Source organism: Microbacterium sp. NPDC055442, from assembly GCF_053644215.1.
On record NZ_JBSHLF010000001.1, the window covers coordinates 746,736 to 772,215 of the forward strand.

The 25,480-nt window shown below is 70.0% G+C and carries 24 protein-coding genes, 1 tRNA gene and 1 riboswitch; of the genes, 6 read left to right on the plus strand and 19 right to left on the minus strand.

Features of this window, described 5'->3' with window-relative positions; all coding sequences use genetic code 11:
• Nucleotides 1-70 precede the first annotated feature (70 nt).
• Complete coding sequence (locus ACWIBS_RS03680; RefSeq protein ID WP_376125065.1) at nt 71-940, plus strand: LysR family transcriptional regulator; 870 nt, start codon at nt 71-73, stop codon at nt 938-940.
• Nucleotides 941-993: 53 nt separating this feature from the next.
• Here the strand turns inward: ACWIBS_RS03680 and ACWIBS_RS03685 are convergent, their stop codons facing one another.
• The 3 genes from ACWIBS_RS03685 to ACWIBS_RS03695 are packed head-to-tail and all read right to left on the minus strand — an operon-like array spanning nt 994 to nt 3,535.
• Entirely contained in the window at nt 994-1,743 is a 750-nt protein-coding gene (locus ACWIBS_RS03685; RefSeq protein ID WP_376125062.1) for an ABC transporter ATP-binding protein, read from the minus strand.
• Nucleotides 1,740-2,510, minus strand: a complete 771-nt coding sequence (locus tag ACWIBS_RS03690; protein WP_376125059.1) for an ABC transporter permease — start codon at nt 2,508-2,510, stop codon at nt 1,740-1,742. Before ACWIBS_RS03690 ends, ACWIBS_RS03685 begins: the two co-directional genes overlap by 4 nt.
• A gap of 5 nt (nt 2,511-2,515) precedes the next feature.
• Entirely contained in the window at nt 2,516-3,535 is a 1,020-nt protein-coding gene (locus ACWIBS_RS03695; protein ID WP_376125058.1) for an ABC transporter substrate-binding protein, read from the minus strand.
• Between the two features lie 24 nt (nt 3,536-3,559).
• Nucleotides 3,560-3,669, minus strand: a riboswitch (TPP riboswitch).
• A 39-nt stretch (nt 3,670-3,708) separates the two neighbouring features.
• On the opposite strand from ACWIBS_RS03695, the gene ACWIBS_RS03700 reads away from it, so the two are divergent.
• Both ACWIBS_RS03700 and ACWIBS_RS03705 read left to right on the plus strand, forming a co-directional pair.
• Nucleotides 3,709-4,332 (plus strand): YkoF family thiamine/hydroxymethylpyrimidine-binding protein, encoded by a 624-nt coding sequence (locus tag ACWIBS_RS03700; protein WP_376125055.1) that lies wholly within the window; start codon nt 3,709-3,711, stop codon nt 4,330-4,332.
• A gap of 1 nt (nt 4,333) precedes the next feature.
• On the plus strand, nt 4,334-5,650 hold the full coding sequence (locus ACWIBS_RS03705; RefSeq protein WP_376125052.1) for an NtaA/DmoA family FMN-dependent monooxygenase: 1,317 nt from the start codon (nt 4,334-4,336) through the stop codon (nt 5,648-5,650).
• Nucleotides 5,651-5,968: 318 nt separating this feature from the next.
• Here the strand turns inward: ACWIBS_RS03705 and ACWIBS_RS03710 are convergent.
• The 8 genes from ACWIBS_RS03710 to ACWIBS_RS03745 form a co-directional block, all read right to left on the minus strand.
• Nucleotides 5,969-6,053: transfer RNA gene (locus tag ACWIBS_RS03710), tRNA-Tyr, on the minus strand.
• A gap of 88 nt (nt 6,054-6,141) precedes the next feature.
• Nucleotides 6,142-7,047: a PfkB family carbohydrate kinase gene (locus ACWIBS_RS03715; protein WP_376125050.1), complete on the minus strand. Its 906-nt coding sequence runs from the start codon at nt 7,045-7,047 to the stop codon at nt 6,142-6,144.
• A complete protein-coding gene (locus ACWIBS_RS03720; protein WP_376125047.1) occupies nt 7,044-7,544 on the minus strand; it encodes an FBP domain-containing protein in 501 nt (166 codons plus the stop codon). The genes ACWIBS_RS03715 and ACWIBS_RS03720 overlap by 4 nt, the downstream gene beginning before the upstream one ends.
• Before the next feature lie 70 nt (nt 7,545-7,614).
• Nucleotides 7,615-8,529 carry a bile acid:sodium symporter family protein gene (locus ACWIBS_RS03725; RefSeq protein ID WP_376125044.1) on the minus strand — a complete coding sequence of 305 codons (915 nt, stop codon included), beginning with the start codon at nt 8,527-8,529 and terminating at the stop codon, nt 7,615-7,617.
• A gap of 157 nt (nt 8,530-8,686) precedes the next feature.
• A complete protein-coding gene (locus ACWIBS_RS03730) occupies nt 8,687-10,570 on the minus strand; it encodes a glycoside hydrolase family 13 protein (protein WP_376125042.1) in 1,884 nt (627 codons plus the stop codon).
• 2 nt (nt 10,571-10,572) lie between these two features.
• Complete coding sequence (locus ACWIBS_RS03735; protein WP_376125040.1) at nt 10,573-11,553, minus strand: sugar ABC transporter permease; 981 nt, start codon at nt 11,551-11,553, stop codon at nt 10,573-10,575.
• Complete coding sequence (locus ACWIBS_RS03740) at nt 11,553-13,181, minus strand: ABC transporter permease subunit (protein WP_376125037.1); 1,629 nt, start codon at nt 13,179-13,181, stop codon at nt 11,553-11,555. Before ACWIBS_RS03740 ends, ACWIBS_RS03735 begins: the two co-directional genes overlap by 1 nt.
• A gap of 120 nt (nt 13,182-13,301) precedes the next feature.
• Nucleotides 13,302-14,543, minus strand: a complete 1,242-nt coding sequence (locus ACWIBS_RS03745) for a sugar ABC transporter substrate-binding protein (protein ID WP_376125034.1) — start codon at nt 14,541-14,543, stop codon at nt 13,302-13,304.
• 254 nt (nt 14,544-14,797) lie between these two features.
• Between ACWIBS_RS03745 and ACWIBS_RS03750 the strand changes: the two genes are divergently transcribed.
• Nucleotides 14,798-15,286: a YajQ family cyclic di-GMP-binding protein gene (locus tag ACWIBS_RS03750; RefSeq protein ID WP_376125032.1), complete on the plus strand. Its 489-nt coding sequence runs from the start codon at nt 14,798-14,800 to the stop codon at nt 15,284-15,286.
• 239 nt (nt 15,287-15,525) lie between these two features.
• Here the strand turns inward: ACWIBS_RS03750 and ACWIBS_RS03755 are convergent, their stop codons facing one another.
• Genes ACWIBS_RS03755 through ACWIBS_RS03775 form a run of 5 tightly spaced genes read right to left on the minus strand, consistent with a single transcriptional unit; the run spans nt 15,526 to nt 20,338 of the window.
• Complete coding sequence (locus ACWIBS_RS03755; protein ID WP_376125029.1) at nt 15,526-16,533, minus strand: alpha/beta hydrolase; 1,008 nt, start codon at nt 16,531-16,533, stop codon at nt 15,526-15,528.
• 23 nt (nt 16,534-16,556) lie between these two features.
• Entirely contained in the window at nt 16,557-17,930 is a 1,374-nt protein-coding gene (locus ACWIBS_RS03760) for an FAD-dependent oxidoreductase (protein WP_376125027.1), read from the minus strand.
• A 40-nt stretch (nt 17,931-17,970) separates the two neighbouring features.
• Nucleotides 17,971-19,026 (minus strand): polyprenyl synthetase family protein, encoded by a 1,056-nt coding sequence (locus ACWIBS_RS03765; protein WP_376125024.1) that lies wholly within the window; start codon nt 19,024-19,026, stop codon nt 17,971-17,973.
• Nucleotides 19,027-19,067: 41 nt separating this feature from the next.
• Nucleotides 19,068-19,727 carry a class I SAM-dependent methyltransferase gene (locus tag ACWIBS_RS03770; RefSeq protein ID WP_376125611.1) on the minus strand — a complete coding sequence of 220 codons (660 nt, stop codon included), beginning with the start codon at nt 19,725-19,727 and terminating at the stop codon, nt 19,068-19,070.
• A 56-nt stretch (nt 19,728-19,783) separates the two neighbouring features.
• The gene (locus ACWIBS_RS03775; protein ID WP_376125022.1) at nt 19,784-20,338 is read right to left on the minus strand and encodes a DUF402 domain-containing protein; all 555 of its coding nucleotides are present in this window, start codon (nt 20,336-20,338) and stop codon (nt 19,784-19,786) included.
• Between the two features lie 22 nt (nt 20,339-20,360).
• On the opposite strand from ACWIBS_RS03775, the gene ACWIBS_RS03780 reads away from it, so the two are divergent.
• A complete protein-coding gene (locus ACWIBS_RS03780) occupies nt 20,361-21,644 on the plus strand; it encodes an isochorismate synthase (RefSeq protein ID WP_376125020.1) in 1,284 nt (427 codons plus the stop codon).
• 366 nt (nt 21,645-22,010) lie between these two features.
• Here the strand turns inward: ACWIBS_RS03780 and ACWIBS_RS03785 are convergent, their stop codons facing one another.
• Genes ACWIBS_RS03785 through ACWIBS_RS03795 form a run of 3 tightly spaced genes read right to left on the minus strand, consistent with a single transcriptional unit; the run spans nt 22,011 to nt 25,138 of the window.
• Nucleotides 22,011-22,901: a polyphosphate kinase 2 family protein gene (locus ACWIBS_RS03785; RefSeq protein WP_376125018.1), complete on the minus strand. Its 891-nt coding sequence runs from the start codon at nt 22,899-22,901 to the stop codon at nt 22,011-22,013.
• 33 nt (nt 22,902-22,934) lie between these two features.
• Complete coding sequence (menD, locus tag ACWIBS_RS03790) at nt 22,935-24,680, minus strand: 2-succinyl-5-enolpyruvyl-6-hydroxy-3-cyclohexene-1-carboxylic-acid synthase (RefSeq protein WP_376125015.1); 1,746 nt, start codon at nt 24,678-24,680, stop codon at nt 22,935-22,937.
• Nucleotides 24,681-24,706: 26 nt separating this feature from the next.
• Nucleotides 24,707-25,138 (minus strand): PLD nuclease N-terminal domain-containing protein, encoded by a 432-nt coding sequence (locus ACWIBS_RS03795; protein WP_376125012.1) that lies wholly within the window; start codon nt 25,136-25,138, stop codon nt 24,707-24,709.
• Between the two features lie 63 nt (nt 25,139-25,201).
• On the opposite strand from ACWIBS_RS03795, the gene ACWIBS_RS03800 reads away from it, so the two are divergent.
• Nucleotides 25,202-25,477 carry a DUF4229 domain-containing protein gene (locus ACWIBS_RS03800; RefSeq protein ID WP_454136474.1) on the plus strand — a complete coding sequence of 92 codons (276 nt, stop codon included), beginning with the start codon at nt 25,202-25,204 and terminating at the stop codon, nt 25,475-25,477.
• The last annotated feature ends 3 nt before the right edge of the window (nt 25,478-25,480 follow it).

Genomic DNA, 25,480 nt, shown 5'->3' on the forward strand with positions numbered 1-25,480 from the left:
GCGTCCGTACCGACGAATCGATAGCATGCTTCTCATCGGTACTGATGAGTTCTCTTCATGAGAGGAAGCCATGTACGACGTGCACCGGCTGAGACTGCTCCGCGAGCTCCGGCTGCGCGGGACGCTTGCCTCCGTGGGGGCCGCACTCGGCTACAGCCCGTCGGCGATCTCCCACCAGCTCGCCGTGCTCGAGCGCGAAGTCGGCGTGCCTCTGCTGGAGCCGGTGGGACGCGGCGTGCGGCTCACGGCGACCGCCGATGTGCTCGTGGGTCACGCCGAAGCGGTCCTGCGCGAGCTCGAGCGTGCCGAAGCGGGAGTTGCGGCGAGTCGCGGCGCCGTCATGGGAACCGTACGCATCGCGACCTTCCAGACGGCCGCGCACACGATCGTGCCCCGCGCGCTGGCCGCGCTCACGGCGCAGCATCCGAGTCTCGATGTGCGCTTCTCGCACATCGACGCCCCGGCCGCGATCCCCGGCCTGGTCGCGCGCGAGTTCGACGTCGTCCTGTCGGAGCGCTATCCGGGCGAGCCGGCGACACCTCGCGCGGGCGTTCTCACCGACGAACTCGCGCGGGATACGCTGCGCCTCGCGGTGCCGGACTCCTGGTCGGGCGAGGCCCTGTCCGATCTGGCGGATGCCCCGTGGATCATGGAGCACGTCGGCACGAACGCGCGGGCCTGGTCGGACGCGATGTGCCGCGGCGCGGGCTTCGAGCCGCGCGTCGCCTTCGAGACGGCGGATGTCCTGCTGCACGCGCAGCTCATCGATCGCGGGCTCGCTGCGGGGTTCCTGCCCGATCTCGTGGCCGCCCGGGCCGGCGGCATCCGCCTGCACGACACGGGACGGAGCCGGATGATCGAGAGCTCGGTGCGCGCCGGCAGCGAGACCTCGCCCGCGATCGCGGCCGTCCGCGCCGCGCTGCACCGGGCCGTCGCCTGACGGCGACCTGATGCGCCGATCGGCGAGTCCTCGGCGGGGCCATCCGCGCGCGTCTAGCCGGCACGCAGCAGGTCGCGCAGCCGCTCTTCCAGGGCGGGCACTCGCGGATCCGTCACGAACCCCTCCCCCCGCGGGATGTCCCTCGACACCACGGCCTCACCGATGATCCGGGCGGGACGGCGCGAGATGACGTAGACGCGGTCCGACAGCCGGACCGCCTCGCGGATGTCATGCGTCACGAGCAGCACGCTCCACCGGTGCTGCGCCCAGACGGTCAGCAGCCACTCCTGCATCTCGTCGCGGGTGATCGCGTCGAGCGCACCGAACGGCTCGTCGAGCAGGAGCAGCGGCTTGCCCTGCACGACCGTGCGAGCTAGCGACACCCGCTGCCGCATCCCTCCGGACAGCTGGCGCGGGTAGCGCCGCTCACTGCCGGACAGCCCGAAGGCGTCGAACAGCTCGCCGGCGCGGCGCCGCGCTTCACGCCGTGGCACGCCCGCGACCTCGAGCCCGATCGCGGCGTTGTCGAGAGCGCGACGCCACGGCAGCAGCACGTCTCGCTGCGGCATGAACGCGAAGGGCCGCTCTCGTTCCGGCACGGGGGCGCCGTCGAAGAGGATCCGGCCGGCATCGGCGACGAGCTCACCCGTGAGCAGCGAGAGGAGCGTCGACTTGCCGCTGCCGCTCGGGCCGATCAGGCTCACGATCTCACCGGGCGCGACCGACAGAGTGAGGTCATCGAGCACCGGCATCCCGTCGAAGCCTTTGCGGATGCCGGTGAGTTCCAGGCCGCCGACGTTCATCGCAGTGCACCCTTCTCGACGCGCAGCCAGGGCAGTACGAGGCGTTCCACCAGACCGACGAGCCCGTAGAGAAGGAGTGTCAGCACCGAGCTGACCGCGACGGCCGCGAGCACCAGATCCGTTCGGAACACGTTCTTCGCGCTCTGCATGTAGACGCCCAGGCCCGAGACGGCGCCGGCGTACTCCGCGAAGATCGCGCCCACGACGGCGTAGGTGATCGAGATGCGCAGCGAGGAGAAGAACGACGGCATCGCCGTGGGCAGCCGGACCATGCGGAACACGGTGCGTGTGCCCGCCCCCATCGAGCGCAGCAGGTGCTCGGCGTCGGGATCGGCGGAGGCGAAGCCGCGCATGAGTCCCACCACCATCGGGAAGAACGTGACGAACGCGACGAGCAGCACCTTCGGCAGCAGACCGAACCCGAACCACAGCACGACCAGCGGCGCGAGCGCGATGAGCGGCAGGGTCTGGCTCACGATGAGCAGCGGCATCACCGCCCGCCGTCCGAGCGCGAAGAAGTCGAGCGCGGTCGCGGTGAGGAATGCGACCGCGATCGACAGCGTGAAGCCCAGTGCGGTCGCGGTGAGCGTGGGGATCGTGTGGCGCAGCAGCACCTCCCGCTCGCCGAACCCCTGCTCGAGGATCCGGGTCGGCGAGGGCAGGACGCCGGCCGCGACGAGGCCCGCGTTCGCCACGACCTCCCACAGAACGAGGATCGTCAGTGCGGCGGCGATCGGGGGCAGGACGACGCCGACGGTGCCGCGCATCCTGCTCACTCGAGGTAGTCGGTCGAGTAGTACTCCGACCAGTCGGGCGCCTCGGTCACGACCGCCCCCGCGGCATCCGTCAGCACACCGTGGGCGATGAGGAACGCGCCGAAGTCCTCCCACTTCTGGGGCACGGCCTCGCCGATCGCGACGCCGTCGGCGACGAAGTACTCCTCCGCGAGCAGGGTCGCGCTGCGCGTCACGAGCTCTTCCGCGGCGCCCAACGTGTCGGAATTGGCCTCGATGAGGATGCGAGCCGCGTTCTCGGGCTCGGCGGCGGCATACGCGTAACCGCGCTGCACGGCTGAGACGAACGCCCGAGCCGTCTCGGGGTTCACCTCCAGGTAGGCGTCGCTCGAGACGATCCCCGTCGACTGCAGGTCGGGCACGCCGTAGTCCTGGTAGCGGAACGCGCGGTAGGGGTGACCGTCGATGTCGGCCTGGATGTCCTGCCACGTCGAGACCGAGAGCGTGAAGTCGATGCGCTGCTGACTCAGCGCCTCATAGGCGCCGGTGTCGAGCACGACCTCTTCGAAGTCGCCGTCGCCGCCGTCGCCCTGGATCACGGCACGCGCGAGCGCGCCGTAGAGCGGCGAGCCGAAGCCGCCGAAGACCCCGCCGTCGAGGTCCGCGGGGCGCTCGATGTCGTCGCGGTCGCCGAGGAGCACCAGTTGGCCCGTATCGGACTGCGTCACCTGGAAGACCGATACGACGTCTCGACCCGCCGTGCGAGCCAGCTGCACGCCCGCTTGACCGGCCAGCCCGAAGTCCGCCGACCCGGCAGAGACCAGCTCGGGCACCGAGGTCGAGGCGTACGGCAGGATCTCGACGTCGATCCCCGCCTCGTCGAAGTATCCGAGCGCATCGGCGACGTACACGCCGATGTGGTTGGTGTTCGGCGCCCAGTCCAGGGCGAACGTGACCTTCTCGAGGTCGTCGGGCGAGTCCGCCGACCCGGCTGCGCAGCCGGTGAGACCGAGCGCGACGATGGAGATGGATGCCGCGAGGGCGTGGAGTTTTCGCATGGGTGTGCCCCTCTGATCGGGCACGGGTGAAGAAGAGATGCCTCCCTGCGCTGGCATTATCCAGATCAGGTTCGACGGTCGAAGGTTGGGACCTTCCTCTCAGCCCGGTCTACCGAGCTCCCGTGTACCGACGAGCGTAGCCGAGATCCGCAGAAGGGCTATCGTGGTGCGTCATGCCCCCCGTGATACATCAGAACGCGCTCACTCCGACCGAGTACGGGGTGGGCGCGCGCTTCACCCTCTCGGTCTACGACTCCGCCTACGTCGACATCATCCTGGGTGCGCTCGCGACCGCCGACGCGAGCGCCGTGACCGTCGACACGACCGACATCTCCACCTTCGTGGGCGGCGCCGAGAACGACGTGCTGCGCTATCTGCGCGACGTCATCGCCTCCGCGTCCTCCGGCGGAGCGCACGTGTCCGCGGCGATCCTGCTCTCCCGAGGCTGCCCCGGCGAACTGCAGTGCGAGCTTCCCGCGGGGGTGGATGCGATCGGCGCCGAACCGGTGCAGCTCGCGGCCACCGGCATCCGTGCACGCGCCCACTGGTCGCTGTATCCCCTGCTCGACGGCGGTGCCGACGGCGATCACATGACGGCGATCTACGACGCGATCGAGCACGCGAAGGAGATCGGCGTGTACGCGGGTTCGGACCACTACGCGACGCGCCTGGACGGCGACCTCGCCGACGTGCTGACGACCGTCGCGAACGCCTGGATCGCGGTGGGACGAACCGTGCAGCACGTGACGACCCACGTCACGATCTCGATCAACAGTCCGACTCTCGCGGCGAGCTGACGTGGCGAGGCAGATGCACCTCGTCGCGATGGTGAATCCGCCGACGAGCCAGTATGCCGAGAACTGGCGCAACCCGCTCGGGCGGGCCGACTGGCTGCGCGGCGAATTCTTCGCTGACCTGGGGCGGATGCTGGAGCGCGGCCGGTTCGACATGATCTTCTTCGCCGACGCACTGGCGGTGCCCGAAGCCGCGGACGGCACGGTCGACACGACCCTGGCGACCGGCGGGAAGGGCAGCATCTACCTCGATCCGATCTCGCTCATCTCGCTCGTCGCGGGAGTGACGAGCCGGATCGGGCTCGGCGCGACCGTGTCCACGAGCTTCGCGCCGCCGTACACGATCGCGCGGCAGCTCCTGACCGTCGACCAGCTGTCGGGTGGACGCGTCGCGTGGAACATCGTGACCTCCACGACGAACGCCGAGGCCCGCAATCACGGGCGTGAGAGCATCGCGGGGTCGGCCGCTCGGTACGACAAAGCCGACCGGGTCGCGGAGACGGTCGTGGATCTGTGGAAGAGCTGGGATGCGGACGCACTCGTGCTCGACCGCGAAGCGCGCCGGTTCGCGGATCCGGACCGCGTGCACCGAGTGCCGGCGCGCAACGCCGACCTGGCGCGCGGACCCCTAACGGTGCCGGCGAGTCCGCAGAGGCACCCCGTGCTCATGCAGGCGGGAGCTTCGCCGCGCGGACGCGATTTCGCGGCGCGATGGGCGGAGGTGGTCTTCGCGATCGGAGACTCCGAAGACCAGATGCGGGCCTTCCGCCAAGAGCTGCGCGGGCGCGCCGAGCGAGATCACGGCAGGGATCCGGACAGCATCCGTGTCCTGCAGGGTCTGCAGCCGGTGCTCGGGCGGACGGACGCCGATGCGCAGTCGCGGCTGGAGCAGCTGCGCGCGCAGATCTCGCTCGACGACGCCCTGGTCAAGCTCGCTCGGCTGCTGCATGCCGAGTCGCTCGACCCCGCCGCATCCGCCGTCACGACACTCGAGGCGCACCGGGGTGCGACGGGGAGCGTCGCGTTCGAGGACATGCTCGCCGCGGTGAGCGCGCAGCGCGGCTACACCGTCGCCGACCTCGCGATCGAGCAGGCGCTGAATCAGCTGCATCCTCAGATCGTGGGCTCGCCGGCGAGCGTCGCCGACGAGCTCGAGCACCTGTTCCGCGGCGAGGCCGCCGACGGGTTCATCATCATGCCGGCGCTGTACCACTCGTCGTTCGAAGAGTTCGTGAACGGCGTCGTGCCCGAACTGCAGCGTCGCGGTGTGTTTCGCACCGAGTACGCGGGACCGACGCTCCGCGACAACCTGCGGGGCTGATCTCTCGACGTCGCCGGCCCCAACATCGATGCGCGCCGCCCGCACGCAGCCCGCGCATCGTCGACGTGCGCCGCCCGCATCGTCGAGGTGCGGCGCCCCGCACGCAGCCCGCGCATCGTTGAGGTGCGCCGCCCGCACGCAGCCCGCGCATCGTCGACTTGCGCCCTATGTCGGACACGCCCGGCGTGTCGCCGACACAGGGCGCAAGTCGGCGAACGGGGACGGGCTGACGCGAGAGGGATGCCGCCGCTCGGGCGGCAGGGGCAGCAAGGGCATACGCAGAAAGCGGGCGCAGGCGCGCGGATCGCGGGGGGAATGTGGTGGCGAGTGAGGGATTCGAACCCCCGAATGCTGAGCAGTCTGATTTACAGTCAGATCCCTTTGGCCGCTTGGGTAACTCGCCGGGTGCGCACCCGCCCAGCTTTTTCAGTCGACCGGAGGCGCGATCCACAATCTTACGCGCATCTTGCCGGTGTTCGAAATCGACCCGCTCAGGTGCCGATGCGACCCAGGTCCATGCCGTCCAGAGCCCTCGGTGTGCGCAGCAGCGCGCCCTCGAAACGGCACGTGGCGGCGGCCATCTCCATCGCGTCGCGAAGCACCGCGTCCCAGCCGTCGGCGTGCGTCGGCGAATGGTCCACGAGCCCGGCGAGCGCGGCGGCGAAGGCGGCGTCGCCGGCACCCATCGTGTCGACGATCCGGCCGGGCAGTCGCGGCACCGGTCGGGTCAGGACCACGTCGCCCGCTTCGATCGTGGCGCCCGCCGATCCGCGGGTCGCGAGCACGGCGTGCGCGCCGAGCTCGACCATCCGCGCCCGCACGGCGTCGAGCGGCGCGCGATAGAGCAGCCGCGCGTCGTCGTCGCCGACCTTGATCAGCCGAGCGCCGGGCACGACGCGCTCGAATCCCTGCACGAATGCGGCTCGGTCGCGCAGCATCCCGGGTCTGGGGTTCGGGTCGATCGCGACGGATGCTGCGTCGGCGAGCGCGTCGCGCAGCTCATCCGCCTGCTCGGGGTCGTCGAAGGCGACGCAGCTGACGGCGACGAGATCGGCCGCTGCGATGACGGCGCGCTCGCGTTCGCCCAGCCGGATGCGGCGACGCCGGGCCGCCTCGTTGAACTCGTACTGCGGTTCCCCTCGCGTGCGCGTGCTCACGGCGCGCGCGGAGCCGTGCGGTGCGGGGGTCGCGATCAGCCCGACGCCGAGGTCGCCGAGGTATCGGCGGATGCGCGAGCCCGCGTCATCATCGCCCACCATCGCGATGAGGGTCGCCGGCACGCCGACCCGGACGAGGCCGACCGCGACGTTGAGCGCGGCTCCGCCGACGAATTCGCGGATGCCGCGGGGGTCGCGCAGCTCGTCGATCAGCGCGTCGCCGATGACGACGACCGTCACCGGCGCGAGCCCGCTGTCTCGAGCACGCGCGCGACGAACGCTTCGACGCGCGCGCGGGTGCCGTCGATGCGGCGGTCCACGCTCGCGCGGATCTCGCTCGGCGCGAGCGGAGCCGCCAGTCGCACGTTCTCGTGGCACGACAGGTCGGAGCAGATGTAGGTGCCGACGCTGTCGCCGTGCTCTCCCGCCTCGCCGGCCCTGCGCGCCGTGAAGAGCGCCACCTGGTCGGAAGGCTGCATCGTGTGACACAGGTTGCACATCGATGCCCGGGCGCGCGACGAGCCGTCGGCGGCGCGCAGCACGACCCCGTGCGGCTCACCGTCGATCTCGGCGACGATGTAGCCGCGGGAGCGCGTGCGCGGGTCGCGCCACGCGTAGAAGTCGAGGTGGTCCCAGTCGGTGATGACGAAGTCGACCGGCACGGCGAGCAGTCGCACATCGTCGGGCGAGGCGTTGGCCATGGCGGCTCGGAGAACGTCTTCCGTGAGCGGGCGCATCCCCTCAGTCTACGAACGCCCCTCCGCCCCGGACCCGCGAGACTGCATCTGCGCGCCGAGGATGCGGGGTTTACCCACGGTCTCGGCCGCCCGATGCGGTCTCACGGTCTGGGCGGGGTGGGGTGGCGGCATCCGCTCGGTCGCGTCCGCGGATGAGGAAGCCGAACCCGAAGGCGACGAAGAACATCAGCACTCCGTAGACGGCTGCCGGCAGCGACAGCTCCACCGAGCCGAGGACCGTCTGCGCGATGACGATCGCGAGGGTCGCGTTGTGAATGCCGATCTCGAACGACGAGGCGATCGCCTGGCGCTTGCCGACGCGCAGCCAGCGGGGTACGAGGTATCCGATGGCGAGGCTCACGAGGCAGAACACGATCGTGATGAGCGACAGCCGCGCGAAGTTCTCGACCAGCAGCGCCCAGTTCGACGCGACGGCGCCGGCGATCACGACGACCAGGATGATGACCGACGCGATGCGCACGGGCTTGTCCATGCCCGCGGCGAAACGCGGCCAGAAACGGCGCACGAGCATGCCGCCCGCGACGGGCAGCAGCACGATCGCGAACACCTCGAGCGCCTTGGACCACTGCATGCCGAGCTGATCGTCGAACGGCTCGAAGTACCAGATCGCGAAGTTCGTGATGAGCGGCAGCGTGATGACGGCGATGACCGAGTTCACGGCGGTGAGCGAGATGTTCAGCGCGATGTCGCCGCGGAACAGGTGGCTGTACAGGTTCGCCGTCGTGCCGCCGGGAGACGCGGCGAGCATCATCATGCCGACGGCGAGGACCGGCGGCAGCTGGAAGGCGATCACGAGCCCGAAGCAGATCGCCGGCAGCAGCAGGAGCTGGCAGGCGAGGGCGACGATCACCGCTTTGGGCTGCTTCAGGACTCGGGCGAAGTCGCCGAGGGTGAGGCTCAGCCCGAGGCCGAACATGATGATGCCGAGGGCGACGGGCAATCCGACGGTGGTCAACGCTGACATGGCACTCAGTGTGCCCGATACCGCGATCCGGTGTCACGCGTTCTCCACACGTCGCGTGCCCGACCCCCTACCCGCGAGACTGCAACGGCACGCCGAACCAGCGGGTAAAGCCCACGGTTTCGGCCTCCCGTTGCAGTCTCGCGGTCAAGAGGCCGTGTCAGGAGGGGACGCGCACGCCGGGGAGCGACCAGGCGGCGAAGGCCGGGCCCTCGGCCGAGAGCACGACGGCGCCGTCGACCGCTGTCGCGAGCGTCGCGTCGCCGACGAGCGCCCGCGCGCTCTCCGCTCCGGCGAGAGCGCCGGGCACGAGCTCGACGTCGGCGTCTCCGCGCGTCGCGAGCACGACGATCGTCTCGTCAGCCGACTCGCGCGCGAACACGACGGTCTCGTCGTCGACGTGCAGCCACCGCAGCCCGCCGCTGCCGAGCACGGCGTGCTCGCGCCGCAGCGCGATGAGCGAGCGGTAGAGCTCGAGCCGTTCGGCGACGGCGGGTTCGTCCTCGCTCCCCCATGGCATGGGCGTGCGGCTGGACTCGCCGTCGGCTCCGACCAGCCCGTACTCGTCGCCCGCGAACACGACCGGCAGACCCGGCAGGGTCATCGACAGCCCCACCGCGACGGGGATGCTGCCCGGCGCCGCGTTCGTCGCGAACCGGGCCGTGTCGTGGGTGTCCAGCGGCTGCATGTTGCCCAGGCGCACCCGCCACGGGATCCCCGCCGTGAACCGCACGACCGCGTCGACGAACTGACGCGCCGTATAGCGCGGGATGCCGCCCACCGGCTGCGTGAAGAACCACGGCTCGGTGCGCTCCTCGCCTTCGGCCGTGAGATAGGCCCGCCCCGTCGGTTCGGACAGCCAGCCCCACAGCGGGCGCGTGAACGAGGGGTACGTCATCGCCCCGTGCCAGCCGTCGCCCTGCAGGTCGCTCGCGGCGTCGTTCGTCGACTCGCCGAGGAGGATCGCGTCGGGGTTGATCCGCCGCATCGTCTCCTGCAGCAGCTGTCGTACCTCGGCGTTGAGGTCGATGTCGCCCAGGCGCCCCGTCATGTTCGCGACGTCGATGCGCCACCCGTCGGTCGAATACGGCGGCTCGAGCCACCGCGCGACGACGGAGTCCGGCCCGTCGACGAACGCCGCCCGCAGCTTCTGCGAGGCCCAGTTGAACTTCGGCAGACTCGGCACGCCGAGCCATGACTCGTATCGCGTGTTGCCGTCGCGGAAGTAGTAGAAGTCCTCGGTCTCGGCGCCCGGCCGGCCGAGCGCCGACGTGAACCATTCGTGCCGGTCCCCCGAGTGGTTGCTCGTGAGGTCTCCGATGACCCGGATGCCGCGGGCATGCGCCGCCTCGATGAGCCGGACGTACGCCTCATCACCGCCCAGCAGGGGATCGACCGAGAGGAAGCTCGACGCGTCGTAGCGGTGGTTGGATGCCGCGGGGAAGACCGGCGTCAGGTACAGCACGTTCACCCCGAGCTCGACGAGGTGGTCGAGCTTCTCGGTGACACCGTCGAGATCGCCGCCGTAGAACTGCTGCGAACGGCCGGGCGAGACGGGGTCGACGGGGTCATCCCACGCGGCCGGCAGAGCCCACTCCGGCACCGGACGGGCATCGGCCTGCGCCGACCGGGCGAACCGGTCGGGGAACACCTGGTACATCACGGCGTCGTACAGCCACGCGGGCGGGGCGGGGCGGGCGACGAGGGCGAAGTCGTCGGCGTCGAGTGTCTCGATGTCGTGCAGACCGGTCTGGTTGAGCCAGTGCGCACGGCCGTCGGCGTGCACGAACAGCCAGCGGTAGCCGTGTCGCGGGTTGTGCACCGCGACCGGCGCCTCCCACCAGTCCCACCCGTCCGACGAGCCGACGAACGCGGCATCCGTCCAGCTCGGCTCGTGGTCGGGGTTCGAGCGTGTGCGCACGGCGCGCAGCGGCCCGTACCCCTGCGGCACGCGCACCCGCACCCGCACGGTCTCGCCGAGCTGCGGCGCGTCGTTCGAGACGTACAGCGGTGAGCCGTCGTGGTGCGGCGTGAGCAAGGTCATGCTCACTTGACGGCGCCGGCGGTCAGTCCGCCGACGATGTACTTCTGCAGGATGAGGAACAGCGCCATGACCGGGAGCGCGGCCAGGACGGCACCGGCCGAGAACGCGCTCCAATCCGCGTAGCGCGGGTTGGAGACCATCTTCGTCAGGCCGACGGCGAGCGTCTGCTTCTCGGGTTCGATGAGGATGACGCTGGCGATGACGAATTCGCTGAACGACGCGATGAACGACAGCAGCGCCACGACCGCGAGGATCGGGGCTGCCAGGCGCAGGATGATCGTGAAGAAGATCCGCGCGTGCCCCGCACCGTCGATCTTGGCCGCTTCGTCGATCGACGCGGGGATCGTGTTGAAGAACCCGTACATGAGATAGGTGTTCACGCCGAGGGCGCCGCCGAGGTACACCATGATGAGGCCCAGGTGCGTGTCGAGCCCGAGCGCGGGGAACCAGTCGCCGATCGCCGACATCAGCAGGAAGAGCGCGACGACCGCGAGCAGCTGCGGGAACATCTGCACGATGACGATCGAGACGAGTCCGATCCGGCGCCCGGTGAATCGCATCCGCGAGAAGGAGTATGCCGCGAGCCCGCCCAGGAACACCGTCGCGACCGCCGTGACGCTGGCCACGACGAGCGTGTTGACGAACCAGTTGGCGTACGGGTTGTTCGGATCGGTCAGCATCCGCACGTAGCTCTCGATGCCGACAGTCGAGAAGAGCGCGTTGGATCCCGTGAGCGTGCCGCGGGGGTTGAGCGACGACGACAGCACGAACAACAGCGGGAACGTCGAGAAGACGATCATCACGACACCCACCAGGTGCCGCCAGCCGGTCGCGCGGAACCACTGCCCGAAGGTCTTCGGTCGTTCGTAGAAGTCCGCGTCGGCGCGACGCTTGGGTCGCCGACCGCGGCGACGGGTGTCGTCCAGGACTTCGGCCTCGCCGGCCAGGAGACCGCTGGAGCTGCCGGGGAAGGAATCGGGCATCAGTTCAGCTCCTCCAGTGCCTTGGTCCGTCGGAAGCTGATGATCGAGATCACCGCGACGACGATGAAGATGAGGATCGTGAAGGCGGATGCCAGACCGTAGTCACGGTTCTGCCCCGTGAAGGCCACCTTGTAGACCATCGAGATCAGGATGTCGGTGTGGCCCACGTTGATCGCGGCGGACGAGTCGCGCGGCCCGCCGTTGGTGAGCATGTAGATCAGGTTGAAGTTGTTGAAGTTGAACGCGAAGGACGCGATCAGCAGGGGCGCGACCGTCACGAGGAGCAGCGGCAGCTTGATCAGCCGGAAGATCCCCCAGGGTCTCGCGCCGTCGACCTTCGCCGCCTCGATGACGTCGTCGGGGATGGACTGCAGCGCCCCCATGCACACGAGGAACATGTACGGATACCCGAGCCAGAGGTTCACGAGCAGGACCGAGACCTTCGCCAGCCAGGGATCGGTCAGCCAGGGCACCGACGCCCCGCCGAGGAGCACCTGATTGATGAATCCGAAGCTCTCGTTCATCATGCCCGCCCACACGAGCGCCGACAGGAACGACGGGAACGCATACGGGAGGATCATCAGGATGCGGTAGAACTTGCGCCCCCGCATCCGCATGTCGTTGAAGACGATCGCGAGGAACAGTCCGAGGAAGAAGGTCGTGGCCACCGACACGATCGCGAAGACGAACGTCCACAGCGTCACGTAGAACAGCGGGCCGCGGATGCTCTCGTCGGTCACGGCGCGCACGAAGTTGTCGAACCCGACGACGATCGTCCAGCCCGGCATGAGCTGCGATCCGTCGTCGGCGGTGAACGCACCCACGCCGGTGTCGCTGTAGACCGTGCCGTTGCGGGTGTCCGTCATGGTTCCCGCGGCTTCGTCGTACACGAGCGCGGAGGTGTACAGGTATCCGCGCTGACCGTCCGGGGTGAGAAGAGTCCCGTCGTTCGGATCGTCGGACACGGGGACCGCGAGGTCTCCGATGACGCTCTGGTTGGCGAGCACATCGGCGAAGGTCAGCGTCGTCCAGCCGTCCAGTCCGACGGCTTTGCCGCCCTCGAACCGGGCTCCGGGGGCGGGCTCGAGGGGCTGCTCGTTCGTGCCGAAGAGCGCCTCCCCGTCGGGGTCCGTCACGAGCACGCCGTACTGCCCGAGCTGCGACACGACGGTGACGTCGTACGTCGGCGAGTCCGGCACGCGCTCGAGCGCAGACGCCATGAGCGACGAGACGGCCTGCTCCTTGGAGCCGTTGTGGCCGGTGCCGTAGTTGGTGAAGCCGATGTAGCCCGTGTACACGAGCGCGAACACCTGGAAGATCAGCAGGAAGATGACGCCCGGAGCGAGGTATTTGGCGGGCAGCCGGCGCCGCGAGAGGTAGATCCAGTTGAGGAGCGCCGTGGTGGCCGCGACCAGCCCGGCCACGAGCCATTCCCGGTTGCTCAGCAGCACGAACAGCGCGAAGACGGCGAGCGCGTCCAGTATCCCGAGCAGGACGATCTTGATGATCCATCCCTTGACGCCGAGCGATGCGGCATCGGCGATGCGCGCCGCCTGCTTCGACCGCTTGCGTCGTCGCGGGTCGGCCGCGGGGTCCTCCGTGCGCTCTTCGAGCGTGTTGCTCGTCACTCGCAGCCTCCGTTGCGTGCGGGCAGTCCGACGTGGCGACTCTGCCGTTCTAGCGTGATCGTAGCGGGATGCCGGGGCTCGATCCTCGTGCGAAGATCGGGCCCCGGCATCCGTGGGTCGTCAGCCGATGGCGGCCGTCACATCGTCGACGAGCTTCTGCCACGTCGCCGCCGGGTCGGCGCCGTTGATGATCTCGGCCTGTGCGATGCCCCAGAACTCCCACACGGAGCCCATCTGCGGGATGGCGGGCATGGCCACGGCCTCTTCGCCCACGGCGGCGAAGCCGCCCACGATCGGGTCCGCCGAAGCGGTGTCGGCGGCCGCCGTCAGGGCGGGCAGCACGTTGCCGGATTCGAAGAGCTTCAGCTGCACCTCTTCGGTGCCGAGGTAGTTGACGAGGAAGTCGTTCGCGGCGACCTTGTTCTCGGACTCGGCGCTGAGGTAGAAGCCCTTGACGCCCGCGAACGGAGCAGCGGGCTCGGCGGTCGGGCTGGGGACGGTGTCGATCGCGACGTTGATGCCCGCGTCGACGGCGGCCCCGACGTTCCACGGGCCCGTCAGCCAGAACGCCGCCGTGCCGTCGAGGAACGACTGCTTGGCGATGTCACCGTCGATGTCGGTGTTGAAGGCGCCGGTGCCGTTCGCGCCCTGCCCGGACAGCCAGGTCGCGAATTCGAAGCCGCCGGGGCTGCCGAGCTCGAGCTGAGCGGGGTCGTAGTTGCCTTCGGCGTCGAGCCCGAAGACCGGTGCACCGAACGCCGTCTGGAACGGGTACAGGTGGTAGGGGTTGCCCTCAGCACCCTGCTCGACGACGAACGGGTGGTCCAGGCCCGCGGCCTGACCCTTCGCGATCATGTCGTCGAAGCCCGTGGCCGCGTCGGGCACGAGATCGGCATTGCGCAGCACCGCGATGTTCTCGACGGCGTACGGCAGGAGGTACGTGGTGCCCTCGTAGGTGGAGGCCTGCACGGCGACCGGCAGGTAGTCGCCCGAGGTGTCGCCGAGCTCGATCGGAGCGACGACGCCGTTCGTCGACAGCTCGCCGACCCAGTCGTGCGCACCCATCGCGATGTCGGGACCGCGGCCCGTGGGCACCTGCTGGATGAAGTCGTCCTTGATGACGTCGGTGTCCTTCGACACGAGGTTCACCGTGACGCCCGTCTTGTCGGTGTATTCGGCGGCGACGTCCTTCAGTGCGTCGATGCGCTCGGCGTCGACCCAGACGGTCAGTTCGCCGGCGGTCGATTCGCCGCCGCCGTTTCCTTCGTCGCCGCCGCTGTCGCCGGAGCAGCCGGCAAGCAGCATGGCGCCGCCTGCGATGAGCGCGCCGAATGCGAGAACGCCCTTCTTCTTCACCGTCATCGGTGTGCCTCTCTCACGTGCTGTAGGGGTGTACCGGACGAGCCGACGCAGAGCGCGAACGGAGACCGGTCTCCCGCTCACAAGGAATGTAAGCGCTTACATTGTCATCTCGATCCCCCCAACGTGCAACCTCGCCCGGCGATCTCGATACACGTTCGTGACCTCATGCGCGGGCTCGACGGGCGGCATCCACCCCATCGCTGTAAGCGTTTGCACACGCGCTGCGAGGAGGAAGCCGCGGCTAGACTCGCGGCATGGCAGATTCCTCGTTCGACATCGTTTCGAAAATCGACCAGCAAGAGGCCGACAACGCCCTCAACCAGGCGCGCAAAGAGGTCGAGCAGCGTTACGACTTCAAGGGCACCGACGCCTCGATCGCGTGGAGCGGCGAGTCGATCCTCATCAAGGCGAACAGCGAAGAGCGCGCGAAGGCCGTGCTCGATGTCTTCCAGTCCAAGCTCATCAAGCGCGGCATTTCGCTGAAGAGCCTCGAGACCGGTGAGCCGACGGCGAGCGGCAAGGAGTACCGCATCGTCTCGACGCTCAAAGAGGGCATCTCGTCGGAGAACGCCAAGAAGATCTCGAAGATCATCCGCGACGAGGGACCGAAGTCGGTGAAGTCTCAGATCCAGGGCGACGAGCTGCGGGTGCAGTCCAAGAGCCGCGACGACCTGCAGGAGGTTCAGCGCCTCTTGAAGGCCGCCGACCTCGACGTCGACCTGCAGTACGTCAACTACCGGTAGCACCGGCCGCACAGACCGTCACGCCTCGTCCTGCTGCTGAGGCCCGGGGCGGCCCCCCGGCGCGCGCACAGGGGGAATGACGCGCCGGGGAACCGGTGACCCAGGTGCCGAGGGTTCGAACGGATCGGTTCGAACGGATCCGACGCCCCAGAAGTCGGGTCGATCGCCACTGTATCGGCGTCCGGCTGCTTCCGGCGAGCGTCGAACGTCGCGTCTGCGTCCGACAGATGGCGGTCGGGTCAGCGGCGGGCGAGCATCGCCGTCGCCCACCGGTCGAGGCGGGCGTAGGCCTCGTCGCGCGCGTCACGGCGTGAGAGGAACACGTCGTGCAGGGCGCCGTCGATCCGCTCGACGGTCACCGACGGGCCGAGCTTGAGCGAAGCGCGCGCGATGTCGTCGACGATGAGAACCGTGTCGGCGCTCGTGAGGTCCTCGCTCCACTTCGTGGGGATCGCCGTGCGCGCCGACAGCAGGACGCAGACGGGCACCGGTATCGCCAGGCCCGCCGAGACCTTCGTGTGCCCCGCGATGACGGCGTGCATCCAACCGACGTGAACCGGCATCGTGTGCTCGGGACGCCACAGGGCCTCGATCGTCAGCGGGTCTTCGGCATCAGCGACCTCACGCTGTGCACGGGCGTAGAAACCGGCATCCATCTGCGGCCACAGATCGAACGGGCGCAGCTTGGAGTGCAGACCCAGCACGGGCGCGATCGCGGCACGCGTCACGGCGCTCAGCTGGAACTCGAGCCACGGACTGTTCAATATGACGGCGGCCGCCGCGCCCGGGTTCCTGCTCGCCCACAGGCTCAGGGTGAGACCGCCCGTCGAGTGACCGAAGAGCACGAGACGCCGTTGGCCCGACCCATCGGCACCGCGGCCCATCGCCTCGAGGGCGGCGGCGACGTCGGCGTCGTAGTCGGAGAGATCGGCGATGTACCCGGGCGTCTGCCCCTCGCGGATGCTGCGTCCGTACTTGCGCAGATCGAGCGCGTAGAAGTTCGCGCCGCGATCCGCCCAATAACGGGCGAGCCGCGCCTGGAAGAAGTAGTCCGACCAGCCGTGCACGTAGAGCACGTCGACGTCGGCGAACGGGCGGTGATCGCCGAACAGCCCGCCCAGCGCCGGAGCCTTCGCCCGCAGCCGCACGAGGGTCGCGACGACGGGACCCTCCTCATCGTCGTCGAGCGGCAGCGTCAGCTGCTCGAACGGCTCCCCCAGCACATCGGGGACCCACTCGTGCGACATCCGCTCAGCCTACCGACGCACCCTCACTCGCCACGCGATACGTGGAGCATCTCATCGCGCGCCACGACCTTGATGCGTGCGCGATCCCGGGGCGCTCCGAGCGCGATCTCGTGCTCGTCGAGGCGGTGCCAGCCGTCGAGGTCGGTCCACCGCACGCCGCGTTCGGCGAGGAGCGCCGGAATCGCCGCATCGGACGGGTCGGCCGGGTCCCACCACGAGCCCTGGTCGTTGATGAGGTGGCGCACGGTCTCCATCGCGTCGGACTTGGTGTGCCCGATGAGCCCGACGGGACCGCGCTTGATCCAGCCCGTGGCGTACACGCCCGGCACGCGCTCGTTGGAGTCCTTGTGCAGCACCTGGCCTTCGTGGTTCGGGATGACGCCGTGGCGCTTGTCGAACGGCACGCCGGGAAGCGGCGACCCGAAGTATCCGACGGCACGGTACAGCGCCTGGATCGGCAGCTCGCGCAGTTCGCCCGTGCCCTCGACGCCTCCCTCGCCGTCGGGACGCGTGCGCTCGTACACGAGCGCGGCGACCTTCCCGCCGGCATCCTTGCGAACCTCCACCGGTCGGGCGTAGAAGTGCAGGTGAAGTCGCCGGGATGCCTCCCCGCCGGTGTTGTTGACCGCGGGCCGCTGCCGCCAGGACTGCAGCACGCGGTCGATCACCATGACCTGCTTGTTGCTCGCGATGGCGGCCTTCGACGCGTCGTCGTAGTCGAAATCCTCGTCGTAGACGACGATGTCGACGTCGCGCAGCTCGCCGAGCTCGCGCAGTTCGAGGGGCGTGAACTTCACTTGCGCGGGCCCGCGACGCCCGAACACGTGCACATCCGTGACCGGCGAGGCCGCGAGGCCCTCGTAGACGTTGTCGGGGATCTCGGTCGACAGCAGGTCCTCGGGGTGCTTCGCGAGGATCCTCGAGACATCGAGCGCGACGTTGCCGTTTCCGAGCACGGCGACGGATGCCGCCTCCAGCGGCCATTCCCGCGGCACATCGGGGTGCCCGTCGAACCAGCTCACGAACTCCGCCGCACCGTACGAGCCGTCCGCGTCGATGCCGGGGATGCCGAGGTCGGTGTCGCGGATCGCTCCCGTGGCGAAGATGACGGCGTGGTAGTGCTGCTTCAAGTCGTCGAGCGTGATGTCCTGGCCGAAGCGCACATTGCCGAAGAGACGGATGTCGCCACGATCGAGCACATCGCGCAGAGCCGTGACGATGCCCTTGATGCGCGGGTGGTCGGGGGCCACGCCGTAGCGCACGAGGCCGTACGGCGCGGGCAGCTGCTCGAACAGGTCGATCGAGACGTCGAACTTGCGCTCGGCCTTCAAGAGGATGTCCGCGGCATAGATGCCCGCGGGCCCTGCACCGACGATGGCGAGACGGAGCTTGGTCATAGGAGTCCTTCCGGTACGTCGGTCAGAAAACGCCGCAGCGTCAGCTCGAACGGTCGGCGACGGCGCGCGCGAAGCGTGTGAGCGCTTCGCGGACAGGGCCGTCCGGCACGGGAGCGAGGGCGTCGATCGCGTCGCGCGACCACGTGTTGGCCAGGTCGAGGGTCGCCTGCGTCGCCTCGTGTTCGCGCAGTCGGGCGAGCGGCTCGTCGAGGATCATCGGATCGGCGCCCGCGGCGATGCGTTCGACGCCGTCGTCGATCGCGCCCTGGAGCGCACGCGATGCGGCGTCGTCGCGCTGCGTGAGCAGCAGGTACGGCATGGTGGGCACCCCCGCGCGCAGATCGGTGCCGGGCACCTTTCCGGTCTCTTCGGGGTCGTCGGACAGGTCGATGACGTCATCGAGCAGCTGGAAGGCGACGCCGCTCTTCTCGCCGAAGACGACGAGCGCATCCTTCAGCTCGACCGGTCCGTTCGAGAACACGACGCCCGCTTGCGCTGCCGCCGCGATGAGCGAGCCGGTCTTGTCCGAGAGCACCTGCAGATAGAACGCGACGGGGTCGTCGTCTTCACGCGGCCCGATCGTCTCGTGCATCTGCCCGAGCACGAGGCGCTCGAACGTGTCCGCCTGCAGCTGGATCGCCTCGTCGCCGTGGCGCGCCATGATCTGGCTGGCCCGGGAGAACAGCAGGTCGCCCGCGAGGATCGCGACGCTGTTGCCCCACACCGCGTGGGCGCTGGGCACTCCGCGGCGCTTGTCTGCGGCATCCATGACGTCATCGTGATAGAGCGAGCCTAGGTGCGTCAGCTCGAGGGCTGTGGCCGCCTGGACGACTTCGTCGGTCGCGCCGTCACCGAGCTGGGCGGTGAGCAGCGTGAGCATGGGGCGCAGGCGCTTGCCGCCCGCCTCATAGAGGTATCGACTCGCCGCGTCGACGAGCGGATCGGCCATCCGAAGCTCGGACGCGAGAACCTCGTCGACCTTCTGGAGCCCCCTCTCGACTTCGGCGAGCAGGCGGCGCGAGCGCGGGCCGGCGAAGATGCGGTCGGTGAGGCCCAGCTTGCCCGCGAGGCGCGAGCCCGATGCTGAGGGATTCACGGGGTCAAGCCTACCCGTCGGACGGGGTGGGCTCGCGGCCCTCAGCGGGGCTTGACGGCGCGGTGCAGCGCCACGATGCCCATCGACAGATTGCGGTGCGCGACATCGGTCCAGCCGGCTTCGCGGATCCACGCCGCCAGCCGCGCCTGATCGGGCCAGTCCCTGATCGATTCGTTGAGGTAGTCGTACGCGTCGGCGTTCGAGCTCATCGCGCGCGCGACGACGGGCAGCACGCGGTCGTTGTAGAAGCGATACAGCCCCGCGAAGGCGCGCGAGGGCGGGTGCGAGAACTCGCAGACGACGAGGCGTCCGCCGGGCTTGGCGACCCGCAGCAGCTCCTGCAGAGCCTTCTTCGGCTCGTTGACGTTGCGCAGTCCGAACGACATCGTGACGGTGTCGAACTCGTCGTCGTCGAAGGGCAGATCCGTCGCGTCGGCTTCGCGGAAGGTGAGATTCCGGATGCCGCCGTGCCGGCGCCGCCCCTCGGCGATCATGCCCGGCGAGAAGTCGGCCGCGACGACATCGGCGCCGCTGCGCGCGAACGCGACGCTGGATGCACCCGTGCCGGCGGCGAGGTCGAGGATGCGCTGACCCGGTCGCGGGGCGACGGCCCGTGTCGTCGCGACGCGCCAGAGCCGGTCGTTGCCGAGGCTCAGCACGTCGTTCGTGAGGTCGTAGCGCTGTGCGACCTGGTCGAACATCCCGCTCACTCGGGCGGGGTCCTTGTGCAGATCCGCGCGGTTGGGCTCGTTGTCGCTCACCCGTCGAGTCTATGCGGCGCGATCGCGGCGAGCCGCGTGAGCCATGCGTCGGCGGTCGCCTCGTCGAACGGCGCGATCCGCCTTGAGACGCGGCGCTCCAAGTCGACCGCGAGCTCCTCGAGCCGCGCGACGATGTCGAGCGGGTAGCCGTACGCGACGCGGTGCTCGTCCCACTCGTCGCGGTCGTCGATCCACACGCCGCGCTCGTCGATCGCGCGCACGACGTCGAGGTCCATATCGATGCCCTCAGGCTCGGCGGCATCCCACCGTGCATCCCACGCGAGGTCGATGTACACGCGGTAGCTCGCGGGCGGCGCCGTATTGACCGTGAGCGCGTAGTCGCCGCTCGGCGGCAGCAGCGTGACATTCGGGGCGGTCGTGACGATCTCGCGTCCGGGGCGGGTGCTGCGCGAACCGACCGGCTGTCCGAACCACTCGCCCCACGCGTCGGCGCCGAGATAGAGGCACTCGTGCACCCAGTGCGGGTCGCCGTTCCACTTGCGCCAGCGGAACAGCACACGCGTGCCGGGTGCGGGACGCGGAGTGGCCATGCAGCGAGTCTAGAGTTGAGGCGTGACACCTGCGCCTCGCCCGCCGAAGCTGGTGGTCGAGACCCGTGAGATCGACCCGATCGACGACCTCGTGCCCTTCGCCGACCCGCGCGAGCCCCTCGCGTGGCTGCGCCGGGGCGACGGGATCATCGGCCTCGGACAGGTCACGGGCTACGAGCACGGGCCGCAGACTCCCCCCGACGCCCCCTCCCCTGCGACGGCGTGGCGGCTGATCGCGGCCGAAGCCGAGATCGACGACGCGGTGGGCGTGCCCGGCACGGGCCTCGTCGCCTTCGGGACCCTCGTCTTCGACGCCCGTTCGCAGGCGACGAGCCTTCTGACCGTGCCGGAAGTCGTGGTCGGCCGTCGCGACGGTCGGGCATGGGTGACACGCATCCGCACTGTGGGGTCCGATGTGCCCGAGCGCGCGCCCGAACCGATCCCCTTCGGTCCGCACTGGTCGGCCACTCTCGGCCCCGGCGCGCTCGACCGCGCCGGATACCAGGCCGCCGTGCGCGCGGGTCTCGACGCCATCTCGACGGGCGAGGTCGCGAAGGTCGTGCTCGCCCGCGACCTCGTGGGCACGGTTCCCGCCGGTGCGGATCTGCGCCGCCTCGTGCGCGCTCTCGCGACCGATTACCCCGACACCTGGACGTATGCCGTCGACGGCATGATCGGCGCGAGCCCCGAGACCCTGGTGACGGTGTCGGGCGGCACCGTCACGGCGCGCGTCCTCGCCGGCACGACGCCGCGGGGCGCCGATGCGACCGAGGATGCCACGGCCCGAGGCGCGCTGGCGGCGAGCGCGAAAGACCTCGACGAGCACCGCTACGCCGTGCGGAGCGTCCTCGAGACGCTCGCGCCGCACACCTCGACGCTGCGCTCCGACCCCGATCCGTTCACTCTCGAGCTGCCCAACCTGTGGCACCTCGCGACCGACGTCGCGGGCGAGATCGCCGATCACGCGTCGGCGCTCGATCTCGTCGCGGCGCTGCACCCGACGGCGGCCGTGGCGGGGACCCCGACCGATGCCGCCCTCGATGCCATCCACCGGATCGAGCCGTTCGACCGCGGCCGCTACGCCGGCCCCGTCGGCTGGGTCGACGCGAACGGCGACGGCGAGTGGGCGATCGCACTGCGCTGCGCGCAGATCGGCTCGGCGCCCGATCGCCGGTTCGCGGCGTACAGCGACACGATCCCGATCATCGCCTACGCGGGCGCGGGCATCGTCGCCGGCAGCGACCCCGAGGCCGAGCTGCTCGAGACCCGGGTGAAGTTCCGCCCGATCGTGGACGCGCTGGCCTGACCCACGCCCCGCCCCGCGCCTCCGGCCTCCCCCAGCCTGCCCCCGGCCTCCCCCCGGTTGACTTGCGGCTCGTGCACGCGACACGCCGGGCGTTTCGCGCACAAGGCGCAAGTCAACGGAACAAGGGCTCCCCCGCGCACGGAGCGCGCGACGGATGCGACGGATGCGACGGGACGAGCGGCGAATGCGACGGATGCCACGGCCACGGCGGCAGTGCCAAGCGTGACATCGACCCGCTTTCGCCGACTTGCGCCTTGTGCACGCGACACGCCGGGCGTTTCGCGCACAAGGCGCAAGTCGACAGGGCAGGGGTTCCCGAGGGGCCGCGCGGGGGCGCGGGGGCGCGGGGGCGCGCGGGCGGGGAGGTCAGCTCGCGGCGAGCCGGGCTTGCTCGGCTTCGACGTCGAAGGTCGCGGCCGGCCACTGCGGATCGATCTCCTCGAGCGTCTCGAGGAGCAGCGCCTGCACTGCAAGCCGCGCGTACCACTTGCGATCGGCGGGGACGACGAACCACGGCGCCTCGGCGGTCGAGGTGCGCTCGATCGCGACCTGGTACGCGTCCATGTACGCCGGCCACAGCTCGCGTTCGTCGATGTCGCCGGGGTTGAATTTCCAGTGCTTGTCGGGCCGCTCGAGCCGCTCGGCGAGCCGTGCCTTCTGCTCGTCGGGCGACAGGTGCAGCATGACCTTGACGACGCGCGTGCCCGCAGCCGTCAGTCGCTTCTCGAAGTCGACGATCGCGCCGTAGCGCCGCTCGATCTCGTCGGCCGGCGCGAGTTCGCGCACCCGCCCGACGAGCACGTCCTCGTAGTGTGAACGATCGAACACGCCGATCATGCCCGGTTGGGGCGCACGCTTCTCGATCCGCCACAGGAAGTCGTGCGCGAGCTCTTCCGGCGTCGGCTTCTTGAATGCCGCGAGCTGCACGCCCTGCGGGTCGACCGAGCCGACGACGTGCCGGATGATTCCGCCCTTGCCGGCCGTGTCCATGGCCTGCAGCACGAGCAGCACGCTCGCGGGGCGCACGCGCCCGGAGGGCGTGGGGGCGGTGGCATTCGACCGGCTCTGCGCATACAGCCGCTCCTGGTACTCGTCGAGCTGGTCGGCGCCCGCGGCGAGATCGCGTTCGCCGGCGGATTTTCCCCCCGGATGCCCGGGGGTCGAGGCCGTATCCATGTCGGTAAGCCGGAATCCGGCACCGGCCCGCAGGATTTCGCGGGCATCCGAGGTCCAGTACTGCTGGCTCTTCGCGGTCATGCAGCCATTGTGGCGCGCCCCGCCGGGAATCGCTCAGCGAGCCAGCGGAACCTCGATGAGCTGGCGGCCGCCTGCCGGTGCCGTGAGCGCCTGATCCAGGGCCGAGCGGGTCGTGATCCGCTGGTACTCCCAGCCGTACGCGAGCGCGAGGTGCTCGAGGCGCGTCGTGTGCGGCGTGTAGAGCACGCGATTCATGGCGCCGGGCGACGCGACGGCCGCGACCTCGAGCCGATCGAAGATCGTGCCGCCGCCGTCGTTTCCGACGATGACCTGGATGCGCGGCTCGTCTTCCTCGGGCGGCAGCAGCAGCGCGCCGACGTCGTGCAGCAGCGCCAGGTCGCCCAGCAGCACGCGCGTGACGCCCGTCGCTCCCGTGTCCTGGCTCGCCAGCGCGATCCCCGTCGCGGTCGCGACGGTGCCGTCGATTCCGGCGAGCCCGCGATTGGCGTGCACGGGAACGCGCTTGCCGCCCAGCACCGCATCGGCGACGCGCACGAGCCGCGACGATCCGAACACGAGCCGGTCGTGCGGCCACGTCGCGCGCCAGACGGCGTCGACGAGGGCCTCGCGGTCGACCGGCGTGCGGATGACCTCGAGCTCCGCGGCGATCGCCCCGAGCCGGGATGCGGGCTCGGTCGACGCGAGACCCTCGGCGTCGGGTGCGGGCGGGGTCAGATCGACGGATGCCGCCCGCGATGCCCGCATCCATCTTCCGAGCCATTCGCGATCGGACTCTCCGGGCGCGAGGCTGATGCCGTCGACGGCGACGGTGGCGCCGTTGAGGTCGAGCGCTTCGCCCGGGCCGCGCACGGCGAGCACCTCGACATCGTCGCGGGACAGCAGCTCGCCGACCTCGCGCGACAGGGTCGGGTGCCCGAAGACGATGGCGCGCTCCACGCGTCCGCCGAGGTCAGGGGCGGCGAGCAGAGCGCGGTACCCGTGCACGAGGTGCCGCCCGAACCTCGCGCCGCTGACGATCTCGGCGACGAGAGGCCATCCCCCCTCGTGCGCGAGCTGCTCGGCGGCGTGCCCCGCGTCGGCGCCCGCCACGACGATCGTGCGGGGTCCGTGCTCGATGACGCGCGGCTCACCGGCGGGCACGGCGACCGGGCTCGCCGCCGCAGCGGCGCGCGGCTCGCCCGCGGCGACGACCGAATCGACCCACGCCGGCAGCGTGCCGGAAAGGGGTTCGCGGTACGGCAGGTTCAGGTGCACCGGTCCCGCGGACTGCTCGCCCGCACCGCGCGCCGCGGCGACGGCTTCGGCCGCGAGGGCGCTCAGCATGCGGGTCTGCGGTGCGTCTCCGACCGGATCGAGCGCGTCGGGCGTCGGCAGGTCGGCTTCCAGGCGCACGTGGTGCGCGAACATGCCGGGCTGGCGCGTGGTCTGGTTGGCGCCGATGCCGCGCAGCTCAGGGGGCCGGTCGGCCGTGAGCAGCAGCAGTGGCACACCGGCGTGGTCGGCCTCGAGGACGGCCGGCAGCAGGTTGGCGACCGCGGTTCCCGACGTGCAGACGACAGCCGCGGGCATCCCGGTCTCGCGCCCGATCCCGAGCGCCGTGAAGCCCGCCACCCGCTCGTCGATCCGCACGTGCAGCCGGATGACGCCGCGCTGTTCGAGGTCGGCCGCGACGAGGGCGAGCGCCTGCGAGCGCGAGCCGGGGCTTAGTACGACATGGCGCACGCCCTGGTCGATCAGTCCGCACAGCAGCGCCGCCGCGGCATCCGTCGCACAAGACGTCGAACCAGACGTCGCGCAAGACGTCGAACCAGACGCCACCGGCGTCTCGTCGGCCGACGCCACGGTCAGCCGACGGCCCCGCGCTGACCGAGCGAGTCGTCGTCTCCGTCGGAAGCGGGCGGCTCGGTCGTCGGGTCGGCGGTGCCGCCGATCGTCGGCGGCTGCTGCCACCGCGGGTCGTCGTCCTCGGAGTCGAGCAGAGCGAGCTCTTCCTCGAGGCGGCGGATGCGCTCGTCCTGATCGCTGACCGCGCCGAGGCGGCCGAGGAACTCGGGATCGTCGTCGGGTGCCTGGTAGACCCGGACCGCCGAGCGGCGCACGCGGCCGACGGCGAGCCACAGGATACCGCCGAGCACGGGAATCAGCACGACGATCGCGATCCAGGCGGGCTTGCTCACTCCGCGGTGGCGGGTCGGCGGCTGCACAGCACAATCCACGATGGTGAAGATCCAGAAGGCCGCCACCACCGGGATGAGAATGAACAGGGCCCGGACCACGTCTCCATCCTAGGCGTGCTCTCTGGAGGAGGGCTGGACACGGCCTCGCCTACGATGGAAGGCGTGAAAGCACGGTCGATCGTCCTCTACACGGTGCTCAGGCTGCTCGCCTTCCTCGTGCCCTTCGGCCTGCTCATGCTCATTCCGCTGTTCCGCGAGTACTACTGGCTCGCGGCCATCTTCGCCGCGCTCATCGGGCTCAGCCTGTCGGTGCTGTTCCTGCGCCGGCCGCTCGCCGACGTCACTTCCGATCTCGCGCAGCGGCGCGCCGAACGGCAGACCGGCACGACCGACGAAGAGATCGAAGACGCCGCGATCGACGACGATCCCGAGCGCTGAGCC

What these genes read in the sequence shown, in the direction of transcription:
- ACWIBS_RS03680 (WP_376125065.1), top strand. Translation starts at nt 71, where the DNA reads ATGTACGACGTGCACCGGCTGAGACTGCTCCGCGAGCTCCGGCTGCGC.
- ACWIBS_RS03685 (WP_376125062.1), bottom strand. Translation starts at nt 1,743, where the DNA reads ATGAACGTCGGCGGCCTGGAACTCACCGGCATCCGCAAAGGCTTCGAC.
- ACWIBS_RS03690 (WP_376125059.1), bottom strand. Translation starts at nt 2,510, where the DNA reads ATGCGCGGCACCGTCGGCGTCGTCCTGCCCCCGATCGCCGCCGCACTG.
- ACWIBS_RS03695 (WP_376125058.1), bottom strand. Translation starts at nt 3,535, where the DNA reads ATGCGAAAACTCCACGCCCTCGCGGCATCCATCTCCATCGTCGCGCTC.
- ACWIBS_RS03700 (WP_376125055.1), top strand. Translation starts at nt 3,709, where the DNA reads ATGCCCCCCGTGATACATCAGAACGCGCTCACTCCGACCGAGTACGGG.
- ACWIBS_RS03720 (WP_376125047.1), bottom strand. Translation starts at nt 7,544, where the DNA reads ATGCGCCCGCTCACGGAAGACGTTCTCCGAGCCGCCATGGCCAACGCC.
- ACWIBS_RS03725 (WP_376125044.1), bottom strand. Translation starts at nt 8,529, where the DNA reads ATGTCAGCGTTGACCACCGTCGGATTGCCCGTCGCCCTCGGCATCATC.
- ACWIBS_RS03730 (WP_376125042.1), bottom strand. Translation starts at nt 10,570, where the DNA reads ATGACCTTGCTCACGCCGCACCACGACGGCTCACCGCTGTACGTCTCG.
- ACWIBS_RS03735 (WP_376125040.1), bottom strand. Translation starts at nt 11,553, where the DNA reads ATGCCCGATTCCTTCCCCGGCAGCTCCAGCGGTCTCCTGGCCGGCGAG.
- ACWIBS_RS03745 (WP_376125034.1), bottom strand. Translation starts at nt 14,543, where the DNA reads ATGACGGTGAAGAAGAAGGGCGTTCTCGCATTCGGCGCGCTCATCGCA.
- ACWIBS_RS03750 (WP_376125032.1), top strand. Translation starts at nt 14,798, where the DNA reads ATGGCAGATTCCTCGTTCGACATCGTTTCGAAAATCGACCAGCAAGAG.
- ACWIBS_RS03755 (WP_376125029.1), bottom strand. Translation starts at nt 16,533, where the DNA reads ATGTCGCACGAGTGGGTCCCCGATGTGCTGGGGGAGCCGTTCGAGCAG.
- ACWIBS_RS03760 (WP_376125027.1), bottom strand. Translation starts at nt 17,930, where the DNA reads ATGACCAAGCTCCGTCTCGCCATCGTCGGTGCAGGGCCCGCGGGCATC.
- ACWIBS_RS03770 (WP_376125611.1), bottom strand. Translation starts at nt 19,727, where the DNA reads ATGTTCGACCAGGTCGCACAGCGCTACGACCTCACGAACGACGTGCTG.
- ACWIBS_RS03775 (WP_376125022.1), bottom strand. Translation starts at nt 20,338, where the DNA reads ATGGCCACTCCGCGTCCCGCACCCGGCACGCGTGTGCTGTTCCGCTGG.
- ACWIBS_RS03785 (WP_376125018.1), bottom strand. Translation starts at nt 22,901, where the DNA reads ATGACCGCGAAGAGCCAGCAGTACTGGACCTCGGATGCCCGCGAAATC.